Source organism: Sphingobacterium sp. JUb20 (assembly GCF_004342035.1).
In the GTDB taxonomy this organism is placed as follows: domain Bacteria; phylum Bacteroidota; class Bacteroidia; order Sphingobacteriales; family Sphingobacteriaceae; genus Sphingobacterium; species Sphingobacterium anhuiense.
This window is the reverse complement of sequence record NZ_SLYV01000003.1, coordinates 288,905-313,381: the sequence shown is the minus strand read 5'-3', so window position 1 is coordinate 313,381 and position 24,477 is coordinate 288,905. Positions and strand designations below refer to the sequence as shown.

Here is a 24,477-nt window from a genome sequence, read left to right as displayed (position 1 = left end):
GCTGAATAGCCATACACGATTAAACTATAAAAGTCCATACTGATTTAGTATGGACTTTTATAGTTTAATCTTCATCCGATAAATTCAATTCCTTCTGAATAACATTTAAAAACAGGTCAATTCCTGCATGATTTACATTCGCATTATAGATTAATGATAAAGTGGTTCGCTGTTCAATATGGTTTAAATCAATAAAATTTACTTTAGAAGTATATCCTTTTTTTAAAGATGCCGGTACAATTGCAATACCCAAACCCTGTTCTACAAGATTGAAAATTGTCAAAGCATTTACCGTCCGCAAAGCAACATGCGGTTCAAATGAAGCATCTCTAAAAATACTCATCACCAGATCATAATAAGAATGACTATAATCTTTGGAAAACAGAATAAACGGTTCATTTTTAAAATCATTTAATGTTTTAAAATTTGCCGTCTGAATGGGATAATCGTGAGGAATGACCAATGAAAAGTGTTCTTTGATGATTGCGATATGACGAATCCCATTTGGAAAATTATCCAAACGCACGAGTCCAAAATCAAGTTCTTCCTTCAACACCTTGGTAATCTGCATCTCGTTAGAAAGCTCCTGCAAGTCGACCTCAACTGCAGGAAAATCTTGTTTTAATCGAACCAGTACTTTAGCAAGAATAGATTGTACTGCTGAACCGATAAACCCAAGACGAAGTTCAGTGATATCGTCTGATCCCATAATACGAAGCTCACGAGCTATTTTATCCATTTGATTAAATAAAATATCAACCTCCTTTTTTAGATAAAAGCCTGCAGCTGTAAGTCGAACATACCGTTTCCCTCTATCAAATAAAGTTGCTCTATAAATATCTTCCATCTGTTTAATCTGACGAGATAAGCCAGGTTGAGAAATATAAAGCCTTTCTGCCGCTTTTCTAAAATGTAACTCCTCTGCCAAAACTTTAAAATAATACAGATGCCTTAATTCTATTTGATAACTCATAGTAATCAATACTTGCCAAAATTGGTATTTATAATTATTAAATATAGGAGTTAAATTTGAAATAACGGAATGAGATTAACAGCTATACGCACGATAGAACGTTTAGGAAACAAAACCAATACACAGGCAACTTTTTCTAAATAATTAAGTACGATTCATGTATAAACAGTTCAAAATGCAAAAGTGTAATAATGGTCACTCCTTCTTAAAAAGCAATGTATAAATCAAATGGAAAGGATAGACAGATTTTGACGATCCTTAATCAACATAATAATTTATTCTAATGGTAAATAAAACTAAAAAATTTCAGTACGGCGAAGATACCATGACCAGCTCGCTAGCAATCCAGATAGCGAATGGAAATATTAAAGGTCAATTAACTGAACAAACAGTAAAAAAAGTTGTTCAAAGTGCACAATATGTTCAAGAAATTGTTGATTCCGGTAAAATAGTATATGGTATAAACACAGGTTTTGGTCCACTTTGTACTACGCTGATAAATCCTGCAGATACTAAAAAACTACAAGAAAATATCCTAAAAAGCCATGCAGTAGGTATAGGAGAGCCCATCGATCAGCAATTGTCTAAATTAATGCTGATTTTAAAAGCGCATGCCTTAGCAAAAGGATATTCAGGTATTCAACTAAGCACGTTAGAGCGCATTCTATGGTTTATTGATCAGGATATCGTTCCAGTGGTTCCTAAACAAGGATCAGTGGGTGCCTCTGGAGACCTAGCCCCTCTTTCGCACTTATTTTTACCTTTAATTGGATTAGGAAAAGTCTGGTACAAAGGTGAAATTCTTCCAACAGCTCAAATATTAACACGATTTGACACCAGCCCGATTACGTTAGGAGCCAAAGAAGGATTAGCACTCATTAACGGAACCCAGTTTATGGCAGCTCATGCCGTAAAAGCGGTCGTGGAAATGCAAAATCTCTTAGATAATGCAGATTTGGTTGCCACATTGATGATTGAAGGGCTAAATGGATCCATTAAACCTTTCTTTCCACAATTGCATGAACTGAGACCCTACAAAGGAAATAAATATGTAGCAAGTACGATCTTCAACTTATTAGAGACCTCAGAAATTGTTACCTCACATAAAAACTGTTCTCGTGTTCAAGATCCATATTCTTTACGCTGCATTCCACAAATACATGGAGCTTCTCGCAATGCATGGCTTCATTTAAAAGAAACCATAGAAGTTGAAATTAATGCCGTAACCGATAATCCGATCATCATCGACAGCGAACTAACCATTAGTGGCGGTAGTTTCCATGGACAGCCAATTGCACTTCCTATTGATTATGCAACATTGGCGATATCAGAAATTGGAAATGTTTCCGATAGACGTGTATATCTGTCACTAGAAGGCGATACGCCCAATGTACCAAAACTACTCCTCAAAGAAACAGGCCTGAACTCTGGATTTATGATCTTACAATATAGTACAGCAGCATTAGCAAGTGAAAATAAAGGACTTTGTTTTCCATCCAGTGCAGATAGCATACCTACTTCTTTAGGTCAGGAAGATCATGTGAGTATGGGATCCATCGGTGCCCGAAAATTATTGCAGGTCATCAATAATGTTGGTAAAATATTAAGTATAGAACTTATTTGTGCGGCCCAGGCTTTTGATTTTCATAAACCGCTACAGTCAACGCCTATCATTGAGGCTGTACACCAAAAGATCAGAAAATCGATTCCACATATCAAAGAAGATCAAATAATGGAAGAGATACTTCAAGCTGCTCAACAGCTCATTTCCTCAGGAACTTTGATTACAGAAGCAAAACAAATTGCACATCAGCAAGGTATACCTTATCACGGTGTTCATCAGGAATATTTCAACAACTATTAAACTATGGGTAAAAAATTAATAGGTCCTTTCTCACAATTGTTATCATTGACAAATGTTCCGGTTAAAGGAGCGCTTTCAGATCAGCAACTCGTAATTAAAGAACAGGCTGGTATACTAACGGAAAATGGAAAAATAGCAGCTATTGGTAATTACGATGGTTTAAGGGAGAATCATGCTCATGATGCAACTTTAGTAATCATAGAAGAGGAGACTGTTTGCGTTCCCGGCTATATCGATTGTCACACACATATTGCTTTTGCAGGAAATCGAGCTAATGATTTTGCCCTGCGTAATGCCGGTGCCAGTTACCTCGAAATTGCAAAAGCTGGTGGAGGTATCTGGAGCACAGTACAACATACCCGAAATGCAAGTGAAGCTGAACTAATCACAAATATTATCAACTGTTCAAAGGCACTTATAAAACAAGGTATTACCACCATTGAAGTGAAAAGTGGCTATGGTTTATCTGTTAAAGAAGAGTTAAAAATACTGCGAGCTATAAAAAGAGCACAAGAATCCATAGCCGTTGATCTCATTCCAACTTGCTTAGCAGCACATATGAAGCCCAAAGACTATGAAGGCACTGCAGTAGACTATCTTGAAGAAATAGCATCTGAACTATTCCCTATTTTAAAAGAAGAGCAGCTTTCCAATAGAATTGATGTTTTTATCGAACAAAGCGCCTTTTCTGCCGAGGATATTCAAAATTACTTTACTAAGGCGCAGAAAATGGGTTTTGATATCACGGTACATGCAGATCAATTTTCAACATCAGGATCGAAAGTTGCGGTCCAGTATAATGCAATTAGTGCAGATCACCTAGAGGCATCACATGAAACAGAAATTAAACTTCTGGCCGATAGCAATACCGTTGCCGTCGCCTTACCAGGTGCATCAATCGGAATTGGATGTGCATTTACCCCTGCCAGAAAACTTCTTGATCAAGGCGCTAGCTTAGCCATTGCCACTGACTGGAATCCCGGATCTGCTCCAATGGGACAATTAATGACCCAAGCGACGATTTTAGCTACTACAGAAAAATTATCCAATGCTGAAGTATTCGCTGCAATAACATTTAGGGCTGCATTAGCTTTAAATCTGACGGACCGTGGTCGTCTACAGCCAGGTGAACTTGCAGATTTTGCTATTTACAAAACGAATAATTATCAAAATATTACATACATGCAAGGAACACTAAAACCTGATCAGGTATGGAAAAAGGGAATTAATATCTATACGAAAGGAAAAGAATCATGATATTTAAAGAAGAAATTCTACAAGGAATACCAACTAGTCTACCACCTAAAGTTTCTTATGATAAAAACATAAGTCATGCTCCTAAGCGAAAGGATATTCTATCGGAAGATGAAAAAAAATTAGCCATTAAAAATGCATTACGCTATTTTCCAGTGCAGTGGCATGTAGAACTTGGAAAAGAATTTTTAGAGGAATTGATGCTATTTGGCAGAATCTACATGTACCGCTTCCGCCCTACCTACGAAATGTATGCTAGACCAATTGAAGCGTATCCTGGAAATAGCCTACAGGCGCGTAGCATCATGTTAATGATACAAAATAACCTAGATCCACAAATAGCGCAACATCCTCACGAACTCATTACCTATGGTGGAAACGGAGCTGTTTTTCAGAACTGGGCACAGTATTTAATTACAATGCAATACTTGGCCCAAATGAATGACGAACAAACCCTACATATGTACAGTGGCCATCCAATGGGGTTATTCCCATCTTCAAAAGATGCTCCAAGGGTTGTCATTACAAACGGCATGATGATTCCCAATTATTCCAAACCCGATGACTGGGAACGTTTCAATGCAATGGGGGTTACACAATATGGCCAAATGACGGCGGGCTCATATATGTACATCGGACCACAGGGAATCGTACATGGTACCACGATCACAGTTATGAATGCCTTCCGAAAACATTTGTCAAAAGAAGATACAATCCACGGAAAAGTCTTTTTAACATCAGGTCTTGGAGGCATGAGTGGTGCACAACCTAAAGCGGGAAATATTGCAGGGTGCATCACGGTATGTGCAGAGGTTAATCCTGCCGCTGCTCGCAAACGGCATAAACAAGGATGGGTGGACATCTTAATGGAGAACATGGACGATCTCATAGAACGCGTTCAACAAGCTATTAAAAATAAAGAAATTATCGCCATAGCCTACATAGGCAATATAATAGAAATATGGGAAGCATTCCTAGATGCTAATATTTATATTTCAGTTGGATCTGACCAAACCTCATTACACAACCCTTGGGCCGGAGGTTACTACCCGATCGGACTAAGTTTTGAACAATCAAATAAGCTAATGGCAGAACAGCCCGATGTATTTAAGGCACAAGTTCAGGCATCCTTAGTCCGTCACGTCGACGCTATTAATGCCCATGTCGCGCGTGGTACTTATTTCTTCGATTATGGAAATGCATTCTTACTTGAAAGTAGTCGCGCAGGAGCCGCTGTATTGGCGAGTAATGGTATTGACTTCCGATATCCATCTTACGTACAGGATATTTTAGGTCCCATGTGTTTTGACTATGGATTTGGTCCATTTCGCTGGGTATGTTCGACAGCAGATCCAGAAGATTTAAAGACAACAGACCATATCGCACTTGAGGTACTTCAGGAATTAAAAAAGACAGCATACCCTGAGATTAAACAGCAATTAGCTGACAATATCAAGTGGATTGAACAAGCAGATCAAAATAAACTGGTTGTCGGTTCACAGGCCCGGATTCTATATGCTGATGCAATTGGTAGAATTCGAATTGCTAAAGCATTTAATCTTGCGGTAAGAAATGGTCAATTAAAGGGGCCGATTATTTTGGGCAGAGATCATCATGATGTAAGTGGAACAGACTCACCATACCGGGAAACAAGTAACATTTATGACGGCAGTAAATTCACAGCCGATATGGCCATTCATAATGTAATCGGTGACAGCTTTAGAGGCGCTACTTGGGTTTCTATCCATAATGGTGGTGGAGTTGGTTGGGGCGAGGTGATTAACGGTGGTTTCGGCTTATTACTTGACGGTTCCGAAGATGCAGACAGAAAACTTGAAAATATGCTCTTTTATGATGTTAATAATGGTATTGCCCGCAGAGCATGGGCTCAAAATGACACCGCAAGACAGGCTATAGAAATAGAATTAAAACGTACTACTACGTTGAAAGTAACCCTAGCAAATCTTGTTGATACAGACACGATGAACCAAATTTTCAAGGATTATGAAAACTAAAAACCAGAAACATTATACTCCGGCAGATCGAAAAATGTGGACAGGACGTATAGATGGGACAAGCGAAGAACATCTGCGTTGGCATCAGGTAATCACATGTATCGATCTTAATGATGAACAGGATCTTACGGATTGCTATGTCATACTGGGTTTTGCTTGCGATGAAGGTGTTAGAAGAAACCTAGGAAGAACAGGTGCGGCAAAAGGACCAGAAGTTTTAATAAAAGCATTGTCAAACCTGCCAGTATTTCGAGATAAAAAAACGAAACTCGTTGATGCCGGGACCGTTTATTGTTCCGACCATCAACTGGAAAATGCGCAAGAATCTCTTGGCTATTTTATCCAACTTATACTGCAATGCGGAGGCTTTCCAATGGTATTAGGGGGTGGTCATGAAATTACTTTTGGTCATTATCTAGGACTCAAGTCGTATTCCCGCAATAAACTCGGGATCATTAATTTTGACGCCCATTTTGATATCCGAAAACCAGAACAGGAAATTGCAACTTCCGGTACAGGTTTTTACCAAATTGCACAGCAAGAAGAAAAAATCAATTACCTACCTATCGGAATACAAAAAATCAGCAATACACAAGCTTTATTTGATGCGGTAAAAGATTATCAGATAAACTGGATAGAAGCTCAACATTTTCACAAGGCAAATAGCGAGGCAATTATCCAACAAGTTGAGTCATTTATAGCAGGAATAGATTACCTCTACCTAACCGTCGATTTAGATGTTTTTGCTGCAAGCTGTGCACCAGGAGTTAGTGCATTGGCCCATAACGGAATCCAGCCTGATGCTTTTTTCTTAGAAATTTTTCAACTAATCATTTCTTCAGGAAAATTAATAAGTATGGATATCGCAGAATTTAATCCGGCGTACGATATTGACAATCGTACTGCTAAATTAGCAGCGGACCTACTCTTTCATATTGTTAACCGTTAAATCTTTTGCTATAATTTAATTGCTAGCAATCCATTTTTTAATCGCAAAAAAAAGCAAAAGAAAAAATTCCTAGAACTATATTTAGGGAATTTATCCGTAAATTCGCAAGCAATATGGAAACTGTTGTCAGTGGTATTAGAAGTACCGGAAAATTACATTTAGGAAACTATTACGGCGCATTGAGCAATTTTGTGAAAATGCAAAATGAATATAATTGTTATTTCTTCATAGCCGATTTACACTCTTTAACTACGCACCCAACTCCTCACGGTCTGCAAAGCACCGTACGTCAAGTGATTGTTGAATATCTTGCTGCAGGTATAGACCCTGAAAAATCAACGATATATGTCCAGTCTGACGTACCTGAAGTAGCAGAACTTTATTTGTATATGAATATGAACGCATATCTGGGAGAGCTGGAGCGCGCTACTGCTTTTAAAGATAAAGTGCGCAGCAATCCTGATAATGTGAATGCAGGACTGTTAACATACCCTGTTTTGATGGCTTGCGACATCTTAATTCACCATGGCACAAAAGTTCCTGTTGGTAAAGATCAAGAGCAACATTTAGAAATGACCAGAACATTTGGTAACCGTTTTAATCGTTTATACGATGTCGATTATTTCAAAGAGGCATTTGCTTTTACCTATTCAGATAAATTAGTTAAAATCCCTGGTTTAGCGGGACAAGGAAAAATGGGCAAATCCAATGGTGAGGCAGATTGTATTTACTTGTCCGATAGTGCAGATGTAATTCGTAAAAAAGTAATGCGTGCTGTATCTGACTCTGGTCCAACGGAAATGAACCAACCTAAACCAGAAGCTGTTCAAAATCTTTTTGATTTGATGAAAGTTGTGTCAGCACCCGATACATTAGAACATTTTAACGATCTATATAACAATTGCGCTATTCGTTACGGTGATTTTAAAAAACAGTTAGCAGAAGATATGGTCATTGCAACAGAGCCTGTACGGTCACGCATTGAAGATATTTCAAATGATGATGCGTATATTGCTAAAGTAGCGAAATTAGGCGCTGAAAAAGCGAGTGAATCAGCACGTAAAACATTGAAAGAAGTACGTGAAATCATTGGCATTAAAAGATTTTATTAAGATTTAAAACCCAAAAATATGCATATTGCTATTGTCGGAAATATTGGTGCCGGAAAAACAACCTTAACAAAACTATTAGCGGATCATTTCAAATATGAACCTCAATTTGAAGCGGTAGATAACAATCCTTATTTAGAGGATTTTTATGCTGATATGAAACGTTGGTCATTCAATTTGCAGATCTTTTTCTTAAATAGTCGTTTTCGACAAATTGTTGAATTGCAAAAAACAAATATTGATATGATCCAAGATCGTACAATTTATGAAGATGCATACATCTTTGCCGAAAACTTGTACGATATGGGCTTAATGAGTGCGCGAGATTTTGAAAATTATAGCAATATTTTCCAGAGTATCATCCATTATATCAAACCTCCAGATCTATTAATTTACTTGAAGGCTTCCGTTCCAACACTTGTTAACAATATTCAAGTGCGTGGTCGTGATTATGAATCCGGAATTCGATTGGATTATTTATCTAAATTGAATGAAAAATACGATAAATGGATTGATAATTATAAGGATGGTAAATTAATGGTTCTTGATAAAGATAATTTAGATTTCACGAAAAACCCGGAAGATTTAGGTACTATCGTTGAAAAAATTGAATCGCAATTATTTGGTTTGTTTTAATCAAAAAATTTAGATCATTGAAAGGCCAGTTTTAATGCAAGACTGGCTTTACTTTTAAAACTGAAAAAATGAAAGTAATCGGTATTATTCCAGCACGCTATGCCTCTTCCAGATTCCCTGGTAAACCATTAGTTGATATTGGTGGTAAATCCATGATTCAGCGTGTCTATGAACAAGTTAAAAATACGAGCTGTTTACATGAAGTAATCGTTGCGACAGATGATGACAGAATAGCTGAACATGTAAAGAGCTTCGCAGGAAATGTCATCATGACCGCCTCTTCGCATCAGTCAGGAACAGACCGCTGTGCAGAAGTTATAGCCAAGGTAAGTGGATTTGATATCGTCATCAACATACAGGGTGATGAACCCTTCATCAATCCGTTACAGATCGAGTTGCTAGCATCCTGCTTCGATAAGGAAGAAACACAGATTGCCACACTCGTCAAAAAAATCCATACAGAAGACGAACTGTTTAATGTAAATATACCAAAAGTGGTTCGCAATATTGCCGGACAAGCAATCTATTTTTCAAGACAGACCATCCCCTATCTAAGAGGAATCGAACAGAAGAATTGGTTATCAAAACATAGCTATTTTAAACATATCGGAATATATGGCTATAGAACTGATGTTTTAAAAGAGTTAACGCAATTGCCTATCAGTATTTTAGAAGAGACAGAAGCTCTTGAACAACTGCGCTGGATAGAGCACGGATACACTATTCAAACAGCAGAAACAGAGCATGAAACAATCGCTGTAGACACACAAGAAGATTTAGAACGTATTATACAAACGTACTTCACATCCTAGATTAACGGTGTTCTGTAAAATACAATGCACGAACACCGCTTAGTAACTCTATTTTCTCTGCTCCTGTTAAAGAACGGACTTGCTCTTTAATCTGTATCAATTCCGTTAATTGCAAGGGTGTATTTATACCCAGTAAAGCAGCAGTAACCGCCTCATTCGAAAGAACAAAAGAAAGTGCCACAGTCAGATTATTAACATGGTGTTTTTTTGCAAATGCATGTAGATTGCGAATGATATGCTGTACTTCACTTGAGCTATATTGCAGAAAATTCTCAGCTTGTTTATTGATCAACATCCCTTTAGCTACTGCACCTCTTGCTAGAACAGAAATACGATGATGCAATAAATAAGCTCCCATTTCTTCCTCTAAACGTCTATCCAATAAACTGTACTGCATCATAACGGCACTGATATTAGATTTTGCTACGTACTCGCGAATAACATTAGAACGAATAGAAGACAAACCGTAAGTTCGAATTTTGCCCGCACTAACCAGTAAATCGAAAGCTTCGATAATTTCATCAATAGGATCTTCAATGGTACCACCATGCAGCTGGTAAAGATCAATATAATCTGTTTTTAATCGAGACAAAGATGACTCAACAGTTTTCACGATATAACTTTTTGACGCTTTCCAATCCCATCCATTTCCATCGGCTCGCCAGCTATTTCCAACTTTTGTAGATAAAACAATGCGTTTTCTAAAGTCCTGTACCGCTTCCCCTACCAGCATCTCGTTAAATCCTTTTTCATATAAGTCAGCAGTATCAAAAAAATTGATACCGCTGTCAAAAGCTTTACGAATAATTTCAACCCCCTGCTTGTGTTTACTACCTTTCAAAGACATGCACCCCAAGCCGATACTGGAAACCTCGATTGCTGATTTACCTAACTTATTATACTGCATCCTTCACGAAATCCAATAACTCAATATCAAATATCAAAATGCTATTTGGAGGAATAACACCCATGTTTTGACTTCCATATCCTAATTTACTTGGTACATAAAAACGATATTTTGCTCCTTTAGACATTAAAGGAACACCTATTTTCCAGCCTTCAATCACGCGATCTAATTTCATTTTTAGAGGTTCATTACGATCTAATGAGCTATCAAATTTCTTTCCATCCAATAAAGTTCCTGTATAATGTACTGTTACTTCGTTTTCTCGGGTCGGTTTTTCCCCAGTGCCTTCTACCAATACTTCATACTGCAAACCCTCTTCCGTAGTTTTTACAGTTGTTTTTTTAGCATTTTCTGTAAAAAAAGCCTGCTCTTTAGCAAGATTTTCTTTCTCCTTTATTTCTCTCGCTTCGGTAACTGCGCTTTGGATAACCATGCGCAATTGATCTTCTTCAATCAAAGAATTTTGACCATCAAGAGCACTAACTATTGCTTTACCGATTAACTCTTTATTCCAATTTGTAATCTCCAAATTTTTCAATGTACCACCAATGTCACGTCCAAAAGCATATGACACGGAGTCTGTTTTAGTCGCTAATAATGGTTTTACAGCTGTTGTTTTCTTTACAGTTTTCTTTTTTTGTTGTGCCGTTACAGATAGTGTAGCCAAAGACAATAATGCCAAAGCAATATATTTCATATAATTTTAAGTATGTTTTGATACAATATTAGTAATAATTTCTTGAGTATTGTTCTTATAATCGACAACAACTCGCGATTTACTATTTAGCCAAGCCTCTATAGATAGCATATTTTTTTGTTTTAAGCTCGAAATAACGGGTACACCCATCTCCTCCAGTGCCGCAGCATTCAAATGTTGCTCATACTGATTTTTCATTGGAACCACCAACAATTTCTTTTGAAGGAACAATGCCTCCGCTGGGGTTTCAAATCCAGCCCCACATAGCACTCCCGAAGAACTTGCCATACTAGCAATAAATGCATCATTGTTAATAGGACGTATCGCCACATTCTTCATATCAAAAGCTCGCGAATTATGCTTACTGAAGACCTGCCAACTGATATCTGGAAATTTCATTAAATGTTTCAACAGATGTGCATCATCATATGCCGGTAAATAAACAGTATAGTGCCCCTTATCCTGAACATCCAGCTCGCGCACGGAATTACGAATGACAGGAGTGTAAATGTTCTTATTATAGCTTTTAAAATGAAAACCGTAAGCATGCGCCGTGGGGGCATAATTCTTCATAATAAATTTACCCAGCATATCCGTCTCATCTGGTTTAGGACTGGAAGCATCTAACGCAGCGATCTGATGACTCAAACCAATACAGGGAAAATCCTTCATATGAGCAGACCAGGCAGATATGGGTTCAAAATCATTAATTACAAGATCATACTGATCTATGGGAAGTGATTTGATTTCTTGTGTAAATTTACGAACAGTAGAACTCATAAATGTCTTCCAGAGATCTACCCCTCCTGATTTCCCAAAAATAAAACTCAAACCATGCAGGCGATATTTCACTTCAAACGGTAAAACTAAATCCGCTTGGATTCCACTCACCAAAACATCAACCTCTCCAAAATTACGTAAACAAGGCACAACATCCATCGCTCGACTGAGGTGGCCATTACCTGTACCTTGTACCGCATAAAGTATTTTCATAAACTTCGCGATTATTTATCGGCAAAATAAAAATTTTTCATGACAATAAAGTTAAATTTAGGTTACGTTTTTTGTTCTTAACAAAGAATACATTTAAAAATGCGAAGGATATTTTGTAACTTACTATTTATTAACCAATTGTTTCAACATGAAAGGATTATCAATTATAATCTCTTTATTTATTATATTTATAATATGTAGCTCATGGGGATTTTTTGCACATAAAAAAATTAATGAATATGCCGTTTATACCCTTCCTCCAACATTAGCTTCCTTTTATAAGAAAAATATTCTCTTAATTAGTTCAAAAGCCGTAGACGCAGATAAAAGATGCTATATAGATAGCCTTGAATCGCCCCGCCATTATATCGATATTGATGATTATAACGAGCCCTCGATTGACTCGATCCCCATTCACTGGACAAAAGCCAAAGAAAAATATCAGGAAAAACAGCTCTTGTTAAATGGAATTGTCCCTTGGCAAATATCATTTTCCTACCATAAACTCGTCAAAGCATTTAAATTCAAAGATATTAGACAAATCATCCGTCATTCTGCAGACCTAGGGCACTATATTGGTGATGCTCATGTTCCTTTACATACAACCAAAAATTATAACGGACAATTAACCAACCAAATTGGAATACATGCATTTTGGGAAAGTCGTTTACCCGAAATGTTTGTCAAAGAGTATTCATTTATAAAAGGTCCAGCAAAATTTATTGAAGATCCATTGCATACCTCCTGGAATATCGTCAAACAAAGTAACTTGCTTGTTGACTCAGTACTTGCACTTGAAAAACAACTGGATAAATCTTTTTCAAAACATCAAAAATATTCCTTTATAGAGCGAAATAATCTACTGATCAGAACCTATTCCGATGAATATGCCAGGGCCTATCATACTGCCCTCAATGGCATGGTTGAAAAAAGAATGGCTAGTGCTATACAACAAGTGGGGTCATTCTGGTATTCTGCTTGGGTTGAGGCCGGACAACCAGACCTCAAAAATCTACAAAAAGTAACCATAGATGACCAGCCCCTTGATATCAATAATAAAAAAAATATGGGCAGAGAAGAACTATAAAACAACCGGACTATATACTTATTAAAAACTGGCACCCTGCAATTAAACAATACATACCTACTTTTGTCCGGTAAATTTTAAGAAGAGCCATAATGAGTAAGAATTTAACGCTATTAGCATTATCCTTAGTTGGATATTCTTATGCTTTTAGTCAAGAAGTAACTAATAATAAGACGTTAACTTTAAAAGATACTACAAATTTAAATGAAGTTATCATTAATCAGAACCGTCTACAGATTCCATTCTCTAAGCAGACCAGAAACATTCAAATTATAACGCAAGAAGATATTAAACGTCTTCCCGCAAAGTCTGTTAATGAACTTTTAGCTTATATTAATGGTGTGGATATCCGTCAAAGAGGTCCTTTCGGTTCACAGGCAGACGTCACAATCGATGGCGGATCATTTGAACAGACCTTGATCCTACTAAATGGAGCAAAAATATCAGATCCACAAACTGCCCATCACTCCCTTAATCTTCCCATTCCTACCGACGCTATTGAACGGATCGAGATCATTAAAGGACCAGCATCCCGTATTTATGGAATCAACAGCCTAACCGGGGCTATTAATATTGTCACAAAAACAGTCTCAGAAAATCTGATCAGTGCACAGGCGTATACCGGCACTTCTTTTAAAAACAGTGAGGATACACAAAACGGAAAATATTACGGCAAGGGTTTTCAATTGGGATTTACCCATAAAATTGCACAATTCAGTCAGCAGCTGTATTTAGGCCATGAAGATTCCAATGGTCAACGCTATAATACAGCTTCAAAAAACAATAAAATCTATTACCAAGGAGCGTATGCACCTGACTCTTTAAATAATATATCGACCTCATTCGGGTATATTGACAATCAATTTGGAGCCAACGGATATTATGCTGCCCCCGGAGACAAAGAATCCTACGAATTGGTGAAAACAGCTTTTGCAACTATACAGTCCAAACATAAACTATCCAATGCACTAACGATATCTCCTAGAATTTCGAACAGATACAACGAGGATGATTACCGTTATTTCAGACATGACCTGAGCAAAGCAAGAAGCCAGCACTACAACAATGCCTTTATGGCCGAATTAAATGCCACATACGAACAAAATTATGGCTCATTCGGCCTTGGAGTTGAAAGCAGATTCGAAAATATCAACAGTTCAAACATCGGTAAGCACAGCCGCGAGAATTATGGTGCTTATGTCGAATTTAAAACTGAAATGATCAAAAATTTATTTATTAATGTAGGTACCTACCTCAATTATAACAGTGACTACAACTGGCAGGTTTTCCCTGGAATAGATCTTGGATATGATATCAATAATCATTGGAAATTGATTTTTAATGCAGGATCGAGCCAAAGGATACCCTCATTTACAGATCTTTACTTAAATCAGAGACCTGCAAACATTGGAAATTCTTCACTTCAAGCCGAAAGAGCAAAACAAGTTGAAGGAGCTATAAAATATACCAGCGGAAATGTTATTGCACAGGCAGGATATTTTTATAGAACAATTAATGATTTTATTGATTGGACACGTAATCTGAACACTGAGCCTTGGCAGCCTCAAAACATGGACAATAATGAAGTCCAGGGATTTAACGTCAATTTCCGTATTAATATTAATCCTCAGAATTCCATTACAAAGTATTATGCTGTTATCGGATACAGCTATTTGAATCCCAGAATAAAAAATAATACTACAGAAAATAATTTATCAAAGTACACTATTGAAAGCCTAAGAAATCAGGCAAACCTAAACTTTACTATAAGTCACAGGGATTGGAGTTTTACCACTGCCAATCGTTTTAACGAACGTTTATCTTACAAATCGTACTTTATTTCAGACGTACGTTTAGCACGTCAAATCGACAAGTTAAATCTTTATGTTGACGCGCAAAATCTATTTAATGTCAAATATATAGAGGCCGGAGCTGTACCCATGCCAGGTACCTGGTATTCCTTAGGTGCCAAATATACAATTGCTTATTAAACAAAATAGGTCAGCCTAACTAGACTGACCTATTTTTATTTCTTTTTCAGGACATATCGGAGACCTCCCAAAACATGGGTCTGAAATTTTTCCTCATCAAAAGTCTCTAAGGTGTGACCTAATCCCGTATAGAATGATCGGCCTCCATCAAATTCCTGATACCACGCTATCGGATGAAATTTCCCCATCTTTCCCCCTTTGTAACTTGTTTCATCCAAATCCATCAAAATATGAAGCCCCTCCCTTACTGACTTAAAATCATACCATTCATCGCGGTGAAACCATATCTTTGGTAAATGCTTTGTCGCAAGATGCTTCTGGTTTACAACCCGGATTTGAGCATCCTGAACGGCCGGATGTGAAGAAAAATACCCCCCCACAAGTTGTCCGTACCAAGGCCAGTTAAATTCCGTATCACTTGCAGCATGTATACCTAAAAAACCTTTACCTGATTGAATAAAACGGACAAACGCAGCTTTTTGACTTTCATTAAAAATATCACCCGTTGTACTCAGAAAAACTAAAGCATCATATCGCGAAAGAATAGAATCCGTAAACAATTGACTGTCCTCAGAATGATCTACTAGCATATTTTTTGAAGATATCAATTGCTTTAAAACAGCAACCCCATGCTCTATACTTTCATGTCTAAATCCAGTAGTTTTTGAAAAAATCAAAATTCTTTCCTGCGCACTCAATTGGGTAACAAAGAAAATAGTGAAGAGAAATGATACTCTTTTAATTATGCTGCACATCATGTTGTTAGGTTTATGCGATTAAATTACGATAAAAATCTAAACTTTCTATAATTAAGTCTTCCGTAACAAAAATATCATAATCACAAGAACCAATTTTATTCAATAAAGCGAAACCAATCTGATTAGAATGATTTTTCTTATCATTATTCATTAAACTCAACAATTCATGATCAATAGAATCATCAAATTGATAGTCAGCAAAATTCTTTCTAAACGTTGTTATTAAATCCTCTAATTCTTCTAATGAAAGACCATTCAATTTATGTGACAGATAGCCTTCGCAAATCATACCGACAGCAATAGCCTCGCCATGTAGCAACGAATGTTCATCATGAAGTAAAGAATAACCTTCTATTGCATGACCAATAGTATGCCCAAAATTTAAGATTTTCCGTAAACCCTTTTCTGTTGGATCCTGGGTTATGACCGTGTTTTTAACCCCAACGGAATGTCTCACATGCTCGGTCGTTATAGCCGAAACATCCAAATTTTTAACCTTATTATAGTACGCCCCATCAAAAATTAATCCGTGCTTGATAACCTCCGCAAAACCAGAAACCAACTGTCTTCTTTCCAATGTTTTCAAAAACACACTAGCGATAAAGACAGCCTGTGGCTGCGTAAAAGTCCCGATTATATTTTTATAATTATCTAAATCTATTCCCGTCTTACCACCTACAGATGCATCCACTTGAGACAATAATGTTGTCGGAATCTGAATAAAGTCAATACCACGTTTAAAAGTAGAAGCCGCAAATCCCCCCATATCCGTGACCACACCACCACCTAAGTTAATCAACAGACTATGTCTGTCAGCCCCAAAGTCAAGCATTGTTTTCCATACACCGATACAGAAATCAATATTCTTATTTTCTTCACCAGGATCAACCTCAATCACATCGTAGTTTCCCAATTCAGCTAAAATTGGCTGTACAACAGGCATACAGTTATCATTGGTATTGCGATCAACTAAGACAAAAATCTTTGAGTAATTTCGTTCCTGTATAAAGGTTTTTAGAGACTGTAATGAGTCATCAAAGACTACTTGATAGCCTAAACTTTCTATAAATTGCATTTCTAATGGATTCAGTTTACGTTTTTTATAAACAAATTTTGTTATATCTTATACCAATTTTACTTGTTGACCCTCAAACTCGACGATATCATCGGGTCTAACTTTCATTCTTTTCCTATACTCTACCTGACCATTAACGGTCACCATCCCCTCAGTAACAACTAACTGAGCCATAGCACCATGCTCTACCCAATTTAAAGCTTTAAGTAACTGAATTAACGGAATATATTCTCCTTCGATTTTGAATGTTTGCATAAAGCAAAAATAAGTTAATATTTCAGGAATCTCCTAATCAATAAGTGGTAATATTTTTGAATTTAGTACATTTGTGTGGATTAGATTAAAATAATGACACAGATTGCTGAACCCAGAAAACTATCTTTTGATAATACAGAAATTGCATTCAAAAGTAAAACCGATAAAGATTTAGATCGTGCTTATTTACTGTATAAAGTAATAGCAAGTAATTTCTTAGTAAAAGTCGGACCTCCAATTACTAATTTTGCTCTAAATATCGGACTACCTATCCAAGGAATCATTAAGTCAACCATTTTCAAACAGTTTTGCGGTGGCGAAACAATTGAAGGTTGTACATCTGCAATCAATCACCTAGGAGAAAACAATGTGGGTACAATCCTGGATTATTCTGTAGAAGGAGAAGATACTGAGGCCGCATTTGATGCTACTTTTAAAGAAACATTACGCACAGTAGTTGCTGCAAAAACAAATAAATACATCCCTTTTTCAGTATTCAAACCTACAGGGCTTGGCCGTTTCGAATTATTTGAGAAAGTAAACGCAAACGAAACGTTAACAGAAGCAGAGCAAGCAGAGTACAACAGAATGTACGATCGATGTGATGAAATCTGTAAAGCCTGTTACGAAGCTAATGTTAAAGTATTAATTGATGCTGAACACTCTTGGATTCAAGATGCCATTGATGACATAGCCCGCGATATGATGGAAAAATACAATAAAGAACAACCTATTGTATACAACACCTATCAATTGTACAGACATGATAAATTAGCCTCTTTAAAAGCTGATTTTGATTATGCAAAAACACAAAACTTCTTTTTAGGTGCAAAAATCGTACGTGGTGCCTATATGGAAATTGAAAGACAGAGAGCAGCTGAAAAAGGTTACCCATCTCCTATTCAACCTACAAAAGAAGCAACAGACAAAGATTACGATGCCGCTATTCATTTCATACTGGATCATATCGATCGCTTTGGTGTTATGGCAGGCACACACAATGAAGCAAGTAGTCTTTTGTTAGCAAATGAGCTTGACAGACGTGGAATAGATCATAGAAGCGACCGTATATTTTTCGCACAATTGTTGGGTATGTCAGATAATTTAACATTTAATTTATCTGAATCAAACTACAACGTTGCAAAATATATGCCTTACGGACCGATAAAAGCTGTTATGCCTTATTTATTCCGTAGAGCACAAGAAAACACATCAGTAGCTGGTCAAACAGGCCGAGAGCTGGGGTTAATCATTAAAGAGAAACAAAGAAGAAAAGCTAGTCGTTAAGACTAGCTTTTTTTATAAATTTGTACCTTCAATAATCAGATATGTCACCCGAATCAATAGAGAAATTCAATAAACTCAATAAAATAGCAGAACCATACGACGCCTTACTTTTTGATGTCGATGGAACCTTAGCTGACAATATAAGTGCGCATAAAGCAGCCTACGTAGCTACAGCAGCAGAATACAATGTCCTGTTGGATGATAGTCTAATCGACGAAACCGCAGGATGGCCAACCATAGCTGTTGCAAAAGAAATCTGTATCCGCTATAACACCACTTTTGATGTTCATGAATTTTCAAAAAGAAAATCAGCCATCTTTATAAAACAGTTCATCCAGCAGACACAACCTATTGATTATGTTGTCGAACATCTAAAATACCAGATTGGAAAGAAACGTATTGCGGCTGTTTCTGGAGGAACCAGATCAACATTAAACATCACACTAACCGTCCTTGGAGTACTTGATAAATTGGAAACCTTGGTGTGTGCTGGTGATACTCCTAATGGAAAACCATCGCCTGAGCCATTTTTATTAGCGGCCGAGAAGCTTCAGGTTGACCCTGCTAAGTGTTTAGTTTACGAGGACGGAATCCCAGGAGTACAAGGAGCTTTGGCTGCTGGAATGGGTGCTGTTCGTATTGATCAGCTTTAAAAACTCGTTACAACCTTTAAACCTCCATTGGTATAATTAAAGTCAGTAGATTTAAGACCCCCAACAGGAAGTTTGACAAATGGCTCTACGGCTATGGACAACTTCTTACCTACTGTCATCTTTTTTCCAATGGAGAGATTAACAAATCCATTAAAATCATTCGTATTTACAGCACTTCCTTTAAATGTTTGTTTAACGTTTTCAGGAGAAGATACCGCCTGACCATTATTAGCCGAAGTATTCTCATTGATGCCATTTACAAAATAATTTTCTTGTGTCTGATCCAAAACCCCAACGTAGGACACCCCAACGGAAGTGTAGAATGATTTACTTACATGATAACGCACATCTACCGGAATATCAATCGTTAAAAGTTTATTATTAACAGCACTTAATTCTTTATCGACAGTTTGTCTAGCCAAAAGTAAAGATTCATTATTTTTCATGACAGGACTATTAGAAACAGCATCATTAAACGCCATACCAGCTGACTGCACTGCTCCTAAGTTATTTTGTCGATCTACTCCGGCCCCATACTGCTGCATAGAAACGCCTGAACGTATACTGATCTTATCGGTAATTTGGTACGCTAAACTTAATCCCCCCCCCATACTCATCTTATCGACTGTTGAAGACGGAGCCACAAATGCGCCTACCTCCCACTTCTTTATGGCAGATGCAAAATCATGTTTATCGGAATTCAAATTGAATATAGAACCCAGTTTTTCCAATTTCTGAGCAATAGAACTGTTTCCTTCTCCCTCTTTTCTAACGGTATTAGTATTTTGCGCTAGATTATTATTTTTAACTTCTTGCTTTTTAACCTCAACAAGTTCGTTACCACTTTTAGAAGTCATATCAACTGGTTCTTGTTTTACATCATTATCTGTGAAAATTTGCGTAGTCGCTTCCAAAAGATGATCGATAGAAGCAATAGCATGTTCAATTTTGTCTTTAACTATGCTACGTTGATCAGAAGAAGCATCAATAAGCTGTTTCGGTGAATGATCTAATTTCAAAATAGGGGTATCATCCTTATTTGTTTCAACAGTATTTGTTTCAACAGTTAATTTATCTGTATCCAATTTTGTCTCTACCGGTAAGTTTGCAACAATTGCCCCATGATTGACAGCGGACTGATTTAAATACAAAAATGAAGCACTAGCAAAGAGCAGCACAGCAGCAGCTGCACTCCAATACTTCCAGTTCGTTTGCTTGTTAGAAACAAGAGATACATCATGTGACGCAAATTTTTCCCATGCACCTTCCGAATAAGGAAGCTCATGAGCTTTCATTTTGTCGACGATATGGTCTATTAATTCCTTATTTTTTTCTTTTGCCATTTTACACGCTACTTCTTGTTATTTAAATTCCTGTCTTATCTTATGTTGTTCCAAATAAAGCATCCTTAACTTTTGCTTTGCTCGAGTAAGATAAGTACGGGAAGTACTATCCGGGATATGCAACTGCTTTGCAATTTCATCATGCGAAAAACCCTCGATCTCATAAAGATTAAAGATGACACGCTGCAATTCTGGTAAAGAATCGAGCAACTTCATAATATCATCAACCTCTAGATTACTGGAGTTATATACCCTTGGCACATCAAGACTGCCCTCAGCTACATCTTCTAAAGAAGTCATCTCCTTTTTTGAGCGCAGAAAATCAATTGAAATATTAGCTGCAATTCTCCCTATCCATGACCGAAATGATTTCTCCAAAACATCATCCTCAACCAAATGGTTAAAAGAATCCAATCGTCTAAAAATCCGAATAAAAGACTCATTCGTTAATTCTTCAGCATCCACATCAGATTTAACATAGCGAATAATAATAGCCATCAAATATCCATAGTACTTTTTATAGACAAAAGCCTTCCCCTGCTCACGATTTCGTAAACAATCCTCCAGTGCACTTTTAAGTGTTACTTGTTTTTGCTTTTTTAAGTATGTTTGAATAATATTCACTCAATAAGACTATATTAATCCTTAATCTTCATCTAAAATAATACTTTCTGAATTAAGATTATGAAAGTCTTTCTTTTAATTTCTGCCATGCTGTTTTTTAAGTACATCTTCATAACGATACCGTATTACAAAACGCTACACCGTATTTTATAAATATTATATTGTTTTCACCTCTCATAAATGCAAAAAAAAAGCTATTTTTGTTCGATTTTTATATTATTTAATCCTTACCAATGAGTACTGTATTATCCGAACAGGAACAATTAAGAAGACAGGCATTGCAATCTCTAATAGATTTGGGTATCGACCCATATCCAGCTGAAGAGTTTGAGATCAATGCAAATGCTACTGATATATTAGAAAATTACGATAGAGATAAGCTTAACTATAAGAATATAAGCATTGCAGGACGTATCATGAGCCGTCGTGTTATGGGAAATGCGTCGTTCTTCGAAATTCAAGATAGTTCAGGCCGTATTCAAGCTTACATCAAACGTGATGACATTTGTCCTGATGAGGATAAAACGATGTATAATATCGTTTTTAAGAAATTATTAGATATTGGTGATATCGTTGGTATTAAAGGCTATGTTTTCACAACCCAGACAGATGCCATCTGTGTACATGTTGAAAAACTGACTGTATTATCTAAATCATTACGCCCTCTTCCAATCGTTAAAACTGCAGAAGGAAAAACATATGATGCATTCACAGATCCCGAATTGCGTTATAGAATGCGTTATGTCGATCTAGTAGTTAACCCGCAGAACAAAGAGATCTTTGTAAAAAGAACAAAATTGTTTAGTGCAATGCGTAATTTCTTTAATGACGCAGGTTATATGGAGGTTGAGACTCCAATATTGCAATCCATCCCTGGCGGTGCTGCGGCCCGTCCATTTATCACACATCACAATGCTTTAGATATGCCTTTATATTTGCGGATTGCAAATGAGTTATATCTAAAACGCCTAATTGTGGGCGGTTTTGATGGTGTTTACGAGTTTTCAAAAAACTTCAGAAATGAAGGTATGGACCGTACTCACAATCCAGAATTCACAGCAATGGAGATCTATGTAGCTTATAAAGACTACAACTGGATGATGAAATTCACAGAACAATTGCTAGAACATTGTGCAATTGCTGTAAACGGCACCACCAAAGCGACATTTGGAGAACATGAAATCGACTTCCGTGCACCTTATAAGAGAATCACAATGGCCGATTCGATTAAAGAGTTCACAGGTTTTGATATTACAGGAAAATCTGAACAAGAAATTTTCGAAGCAGCCAAAGGAATGGGAATTCCGGTCAATAATACCATGGGTAAAGGCAAGTTAATTGATGAGATTTTTGGCGAAAAATGTGAAGGTAAATACATTCAGCCTACATTTATCACAGATTATCCTAAAGAAATGTCGCCATTAACAAAAAAACATCGCGACAATCCCGAAATCACAGAACGCTTTGAGTTAATGGTATGTGGTAAAGAAATTGCAAATGCATATTCGGAGTTAAATGATCCGATCGACCAACGTGAGCGTTTTGAAGCACAAATGGCCTTATCAGCACGTGGCGATGACGAAGCCATGTTTATCGATCAAGATTTCTTACGTGCATTAGAATATGGAATGCCTCCAACATCAGGATTAGGCATTGGTATGGATCGTTTAATTATGTTCCTGACCAACAATGCCTCTATTCAGGAAGTATTATTTTTCCCGCAAATGCGACCAGAAAAAATAGTAACAGTAGCTTCGACAGAAGATTATGTTGCATTGGGTATTCCAGCAGAATGGGTTCCTGTTTTACAAAAAATGGGTTTCAATACTATACCGGAATTAAAAGAAGCTAATCCTAATAAAGTATTCAATGACCTTGGGGGTATGCGTAAAAAAATGAAATTAGAAATCACCATGCCAACAAAAGACGAGGTCTTGGCATGGTTTGCATAAATAATTAGTTCGTACAGAAGCTGGCTATCCAAAAGGTAGCCGGCTTCTGTTTTTTGTAAAAAACGTGTAAAGAATTGTTTACACAGCTCGCTGTGCCTATCAACGCGCATTATCCTAACCACAAAAACAAAGAGCCATCAATTTTTTAATTTATTTAATACTACTTTTAAGTTATAAACATTAAAAAATGAAAAATATACTTTCCATAGATGGTGGTGGAATAAGAGGTATAATACCTGCTCTAGTATTGGTCGTTTTAGAAGAAATTCTTCAAAAGAAGAGCAATGACCCGGATGCACGAATTGCAGAATATTTCGATTTTATTGCAGGAACTAGTACTGGAGGTATCTTAGCCTGCATTTTATTATACCCAAGTGAGGAAAATCCTTCAAAACCTAAGTTTTCTGCTAAAGAGGCATTAGATCTGTACGTCTCCCACGGCACTGATATTTTCAAAACAACAAGATGGAGACGCTTTCTAAGTGAATTCGGATTGGTGAGTGAATTATATTCAGCTACCGCATTAGAGAATGTATTACATGAATATTTTGGCGACACCAAACTAAGCCAACTAATAAAACCCTGTATTATAACGGCCTATAATATTGAACTCCGGAAAAATCATTTTTTTAGACAGCAAAAAGCTATTACACATGGAATAGCACGAGACTTCTATCTAAGAGATGTCTGCAGAGCGACCTCCGCCGCACCTACCTATTTTTCTGTTGCGGAGATTTATTCCATTGCAGGTACAAGATTTCCATTGGTAGACGGTGGCATGGTGGCTCAAAACCCATCCATTTGCGCTTTGATTGAAGTGATGAAAGCTTTTGAAGATACAGAGATAAACGATCTGTTTATGGTCTCATTAGGCACCGGGGTTGCAAAAAAAGCTTATAACTATGAGCATTTTAAGAAAAAACTGGCCATTACCATTGGTCCAGCTTTAGTCGATATTATGACAAGTGCCTCTGCAGAGAGTACCGAATTTTTTATTGAACAACTGTTTCAATTCAATAGAAAATCCAAAAACTACATCCGACTAGAGCCAACAAATATGTCAAGTGTTGAGTCCTCCATGGATGCGGCATCCAAAAACAACATCCAAAAACTTATCTCGCTAGCAGATAGACTGATGAGCGAAAATGAATTTCAACTCACCAAGATAGTGGATCATCTAATAAAAGAAAAAGAGGCAAAAAACAAGAAAAATCCGTGGTCTAAGTTGATGGATAGGTTGTAA

22 protein-coding genes are annotated in these 24,477 nt (G+C 36.9%); 13 read left to right on the top strand and 9 right to left on the bottom strand.

Features of this window, described 5'->3' with window-relative positions; all coding sequences use genetic code 11:
- Window positions 1–64: 64 nt before the first annotated feature.
- Window positions 65–973, bottom strand: coding sequence for a LysR family transcriptional regulator (locus EDF66_RS07300; RefSeq protein WP_132841621.1), 909 nt, complete (start codon window positions 971–973; stop codon window positions 65–67).
- 283 nt (window positions 974–1,256) lie between these two features.
- On the opposite strand from EDF66_RS07300, the gene hutH reads away from it, so the two are divergent.
- The 7 genes from hutH (at window position 1,257) to kdsB (ending at window position 9,612) form a co-directional block, all read left to right on the top strand.
- A complete protein-coding gene (hutH, locus tag EDF66_RS07295; protein WP_132841619.1) occupies window positions 1,257–2,837 on the top strand; it encodes a histidine ammonia-lyase in 1,581 nt (526 codons plus the stop codon).
- A gap of 3 nt (window positions 2,838–2,840) precedes the next feature.
- Window positions 2,841–4,094 (top strand): imidazolonepropionase, encoded by a 1,254-nt coding sequence (gene hutI, locus EDF66_RS07290; protein WP_132841617.1) that lies wholly within the window; start codon window positions 2,841–2,843, stop codon window positions 4,092–4,094.
- On the top strand, window positions 4,091–6,106 hold the full coding sequence (locus tag EDF66_RS07285) for a urocanate hydratase (protein WP_132841615.1): 2,016 nt from the start codon (window positions 4,091–4,093) through the stop codon (window positions 6,104–6,106). The genes hutI and EDF66_RS07285 overlap by 4 nt, the downstream gene beginning before the upstream one ends.
- Entirely contained in the window at window positions 6,096–7,055 is a 960-nt protein-coding gene (gene hutG / locus EDF66_RS07280; RefSeq protein ID WP_021188748.1) for a formimidoylglutamase, read from the top strand. Before EDF66_RS07285 ends, hutG begins: the two co-directional genes overlap by 11 nt.
- 113 nt (window positions 7,056–7,168) lie before the next feature.
- Window positions 7,169–8,167 (top strand): tryptophan--tRNA ligase, encoded by a 999-nt coding sequence (gene trpS / locus EDF66_RS07275; protein WP_132771374.1) that lies wholly within the window; start codon window positions 7,169–7,171, stop codon window positions 8,165–8,167.
- Between the two features lie 18 nt (window positions 8,168–8,185).
- Window positions 8,186–8,800 carry a deoxynucleoside kinase gene (locus EDF66_RS07270; RefSeq protein ID WP_021188747.1) on the top strand — a complete coding sequence of 205 codons (615 nt, stop codon included), beginning with the start codon at window positions 8,186–8,188 and terminating at the stop codon, window positions 8,798–8,800.
- A 68-nt stretch (window positions 8,801–8,868) separates the two neighbouring features.
- Entirely contained in the window at window positions 8,869–9,612 is a 744-nt protein-coding gene (gene kdsB, locus EDF66_RS07265; protein WP_132841614.1) for a 3-deoxy-manno-octulosonate cytidylyltransferase, read from the top strand.
- Between the two features lies 1 nt (window position 9,613).
- Here kdsB and EDF66_RS07260 read toward each other — a convergent pair whose 3' ends face one another.
- The 3 genes from EDF66_RS07260 to EDF66_RS07250 are packed head-to-tail and all read right to left on the bottom strand — an operon-like array spanning window position 9,614 to window position 12,209.
- Window positions 9,614–10,519: an aldo/keto reductase gene (locus EDF66_RS07260; RefSeq protein WP_021188745.1), complete on the bottom strand. Its 906-nt coding sequence runs from the start codon at window positions 10,517–10,519 to the stop codon at window positions 9,614–9,616.
- Complete coding sequence (locus tag EDF66_RS07255; protein ID WP_132771371.1) at window positions 10,509–11,216, bottom strand: FKBP-type peptidyl-prolyl cis-trans isomerase; 708 nt, start codon at window positions 11,214–11,216, stop codon at window positions 10,509–10,511. Before EDF66_RS07255 ends, EDF66_RS07260 begins: the two co-directional genes overlap by 11 nt.
- 6 nt (window positions 11,217–11,222) lie before the next feature.
- A complete protein-coding gene (locus EDF66_RS07250) occupies window positions 11,223–12,209 on the bottom strand; it encodes a glycosyltransferase family protein (protein ID WP_021188742.1) in 987 nt (328 codons plus the stop codon).
- A gap of 148 nt (window positions 12,210–12,357) precedes the next feature.
- Here EDF66_RS07250 and EDF66_RS07245 point away from each other — a divergent pair, with 148 nt between their 5' ends.
- Both EDF66_RS07245 and EDF66_RS07240 read left to right on the top strand, forming a co-directional pair.
- The gene (locus EDF66_RS07245) at window positions 12,358–13,296 is read left to right on the top strand and encodes a zinc dependent phospholipase C family protein (RefSeq protein ID WP_132841612.1); all 939 of its coding nucleotides are present in this window, start codon (window positions 12,358–12,360) and stop codon (window positions 13,294–13,296) included.
- A gap of 92 nt (window positions 13,297–13,388) precedes the next feature.
- Window positions 13,389–15,287, top strand: a complete 1,899-nt coding sequence (locus tag EDF66_RS07240; RefSeq protein WP_132841610.1) for a TonB-dependent receptor plug domain-containing protein — start codon at window positions 13,389–13,391, stop codon at window positions 15,285–15,287.
- A gap of 35 nt (window positions 15,288–15,322) precedes the next feature.
- Here the strand turns inward: EDF66_RS07240 and EDF66_RS07235 are convergent, their stop codons facing one another.
- The 3 genes from EDF66_RS07235 to EDF66_RS07225 are packed head-to-tail and all read right to left on the bottom strand — an operon-like array spanning window position 15,323 to window position 17,375.
- Entirely contained in the window at window positions 15,323–16,045 is a 723-nt protein-coding gene (locus EDF66_RS07235) for a ThuA domain-containing protein (protein ID WP_132841609.1), read from the bottom strand.
- Between the two features lie 10 nt (window positions 16,046–16,055).
- Complete coding sequence (aroB, locus tag EDF66_RS07230) at window positions 16,056–17,120, bottom strand: 3-dehydroquinate synthase (RefSeq protein WP_132841607.1); 1,065 nt, start codon at window positions 17,118–17,120, stop codon at window positions 16,056–16,058.
- A 48-nt stretch (window positions 17,121–17,168) separates the two neighbouring features.
- The gene (locus tag EDF66_RS07225) at window positions 17,169–17,375 is read right to left on the bottom strand and encodes an RNA-binding S4 domain-containing protein (RefSeq protein ID WP_132771366.1); all 207 of its coding nucleotides are present in this window, start codon (window positions 17,373–17,375) and stop codon (window positions 17,169–17,171) included.
- A gap of 93 nt (window positions 17,376–17,468) precedes the next feature.
- On the opposite strand from EDF66_RS07225, the gene EDF66_RS07220 reads away from it, so the two are divergent.
- Both EDF66_RS07220 and EDF66_RS07215 read left to right on the top strand, forming a co-directional pair.
- Window positions 17,469–18,662, top strand: a complete 1,194-nt coding sequence (locus EDF66_RS07220; protein WP_132771365.1) for a proline dehydrogenase family protein — start codon at window positions 17,469–17,471, stop codon at window positions 18,660–18,662.
- Between the two features lie 41 nt (window positions 18,663–18,703).
- Window positions 18,704–19,315 carry an HAD family hydrolase gene (locus EDF66_RS07215; RefSeq protein WP_132841606.1) on the top strand — a complete coding sequence of 204 codons (612 nt, stop codon included), beginning with the start codon at window positions 18,704–18,706 and terminating at the stop codon, window positions 19,313–19,315.
- On the opposite strand, the gene EDF66_RS07210 is transcribed toward EDF66_RS07215, so the two are convergent.
- Together EDF66_RS07210 and EDF66_RS07205 are read right to left on the bottom strand one after the other, a co-directional pair.
- Window positions 19,312–20,658 (bottom strand): hypothetical protein, encoded by a 1,347-nt coding sequence (locus EDF66_RS07210; protein WP_132841604.1) that lies wholly within the window; start codon window positions 20,656–20,658, stop codon window positions 19,312–19,314. The genes EDF66_RS07215 and EDF66_RS07210 overlap by 4 nt on opposite strands.
- Window positions 20,659–20,676: 18 nt before the next feature.
- Entirely contained in the window at window positions 20,677–21,282 is a 606-nt protein-coding gene (locus tag EDF66_RS07205) for an RNA polymerase sigma factor (RefSeq protein WP_021191668.1), read from the bottom strand.
- Window positions 21,283–21,515: 233 nt separating this feature from the next.
- Here EDF66_RS07205 and lysS point away from each other — a divergent pair, with 233 nt between their 5' ends.
- Window positions 21,516–23,234: a lysine--tRNA ligase gene (gene lysS, locus EDF66_RS07200; RefSeq protein WP_132841602.1), complete on the top strand. Its 1,719-nt coding sequence runs from the start codon at window positions 21,516–21,518 to the stop codon at window positions 23,232–23,234.
- A 187-nt stretch (window positions 23,235–23,421) separates the two neighbouring features.
- Window positions 23,422–24,477, top strand: coding sequence for a patatin-like phospholipase family protein (locus EDF66_RS07195; RefSeq protein WP_132771361.1), 1,056 nt, complete (start codon window positions 23,422–23,424; stop codon window positions 24,475–24,477).

What these genes read in the sequence shown, in the direction of transcription:
- EDF66_RS07300 (WP_132841621.1), bottom strand. Translation starts at nt 973, where the DNA reads ATGAGTTATCAAATAGAATTAAGGCATCTGTATTATTTTAAAGTTTTG.
- hutH (WP_132841619.1), top strand. Translation starts at nt 1,257, where the DNA reads ATGGTAAATAAAACTAAAAAATTTCAGTACGGCGAAGATACCATGACC.
- hutI (WP_132841617.1), top strand. Translation starts at nt 2,841, where the DNA reads ATGGGTAAAAAATTAATAGGTCCTTTCTCACAATTGTTATCATTGACA.
- EDF66_RS07285 (WP_132841615.1), top strand. Translation starts at nt 4,091, where the DNA reads ATGATATTTAAAGAAGAAATTCTACAAGGAATACCAACTAGTCTACCA.
- hutG (WP_021188748.1), top strand. Translation starts at nt 6,096, where the DNA reads ATGAAAACTAAAAACCAGAAACATTATACTCCGGCAGATCGAAAAATG.
- trpS (WP_132771374.1), top strand. Translation starts at nt 7,169, where the DNA reads ATGGAAACTGTTGTCAGTGGTATTAGAAGTACCGGAAAATTACATTTA.
- EDF66_RS07270 (WP_021188747.1), top strand. Translation starts at nt 8,186, where the DNA reads ATGCATATTGCTATTGTCGGAAATATTGGTGCCGGAAAAACAACCTTA.
- kdsB (WP_132841614.1), top strand. Translation starts at nt 8,869, where the DNA reads ATGAAAGTAATCGGTATTATTCCAGCACGCTATGCCTCTTCCAGATTC.
- EDF66_RS07260 (WP_021188745.1), bottom strand. Translation starts at nt 10,519, where the DNA reads ATGCAGTATAATAAGTTAGGTAAATCAGCAATCGAGGTTTCCAGTATC.
- EDF66_RS07255 (WP_132771371.1), bottom strand. Translation starts at nt 11,216, where the DNA reads ATGAAATATATTGCTTTGGCATTATTGTCTTTGGCTACACTATCTGTA.
- EDF66_RS07250 (WP_021188742.1), bottom strand. Translation starts at nt 12,209, where the DNA reads ATGAAAATACTTTATGCGGTACAAGGTACAGGTAATGGCCACCTCAGT.
- EDF66_RS07245 (WP_132841612.1), top strand. Translation starts at nt 12,358, where the DNA reads ATGAAAGGATTATCAATTATAATCTCTTTATTTATTATATTTATAATA.
- EDF66_RS07240 (WP_132841610.1), top strand. Translation starts at nt 13,389, where the DNA reads ATGAGTAAGAATTTAACGCTATTAGCATTATCCTTAGTTGGATATTCT.
- EDF66_RS07235 (WP_132841609.1), bottom strand. Translation starts at nt 16,045, where the DNA reads ATGATGTGCAGCATAATTAAAAGAGTATCATTTCTCTTCACTATTTTC.
- aroB (WP_132841607.1), bottom strand. Translation starts at nt 17,120, where the DNA reads ATGCAATTTATAGAAAGTTTAGGCTATCAAGTAGTCTTTGATGACTCA.
- EDF66_RS07225 (WP_132771366.1), bottom strand. Translation starts at nt 17,375, where the DNA reads ATGCAAACATTCAAAATCGAAGGAGAATATATTCCGTTAATTCAGTTA.
- EDF66_RS07220 (WP_132771365.1), top strand. Translation starts at nt 17,469, where the DNA reads ATGACACAGATTGCTGAACCCAGAAAACTATCTTTTGATAATACAGAA.
- EDF66_RS07215 (WP_132841606.1), top strand. Translation starts at nt 18,704, where the DNA reads ATGTCACCCGAATCAATAGAGAAATTCAATAAACTCAATAAAATAGCA.
- EDF66_RS07210 (WP_132841604.1), bottom strand. Translation starts at nt 20,658, where the DNA reads ATGGCAAAAGAAAAAAATAAGGAATTAATAGACCATATCGTCGACAAA.
- lysS (WP_132841602.1), top strand. Translation starts at nt 21,516, where the DNA reads ATGAGTACTGTATTATCCGAACAGGAACAATTAAGAAGACAGGCATTG.
- EDF66_RS07195 (WP_132771361.1), top strand. Translation starts at nt 23,422, where the DNA reads ATGAAAAATATACTTTCCATAGATGGTGGTGGAATAAGAGGTATAATA.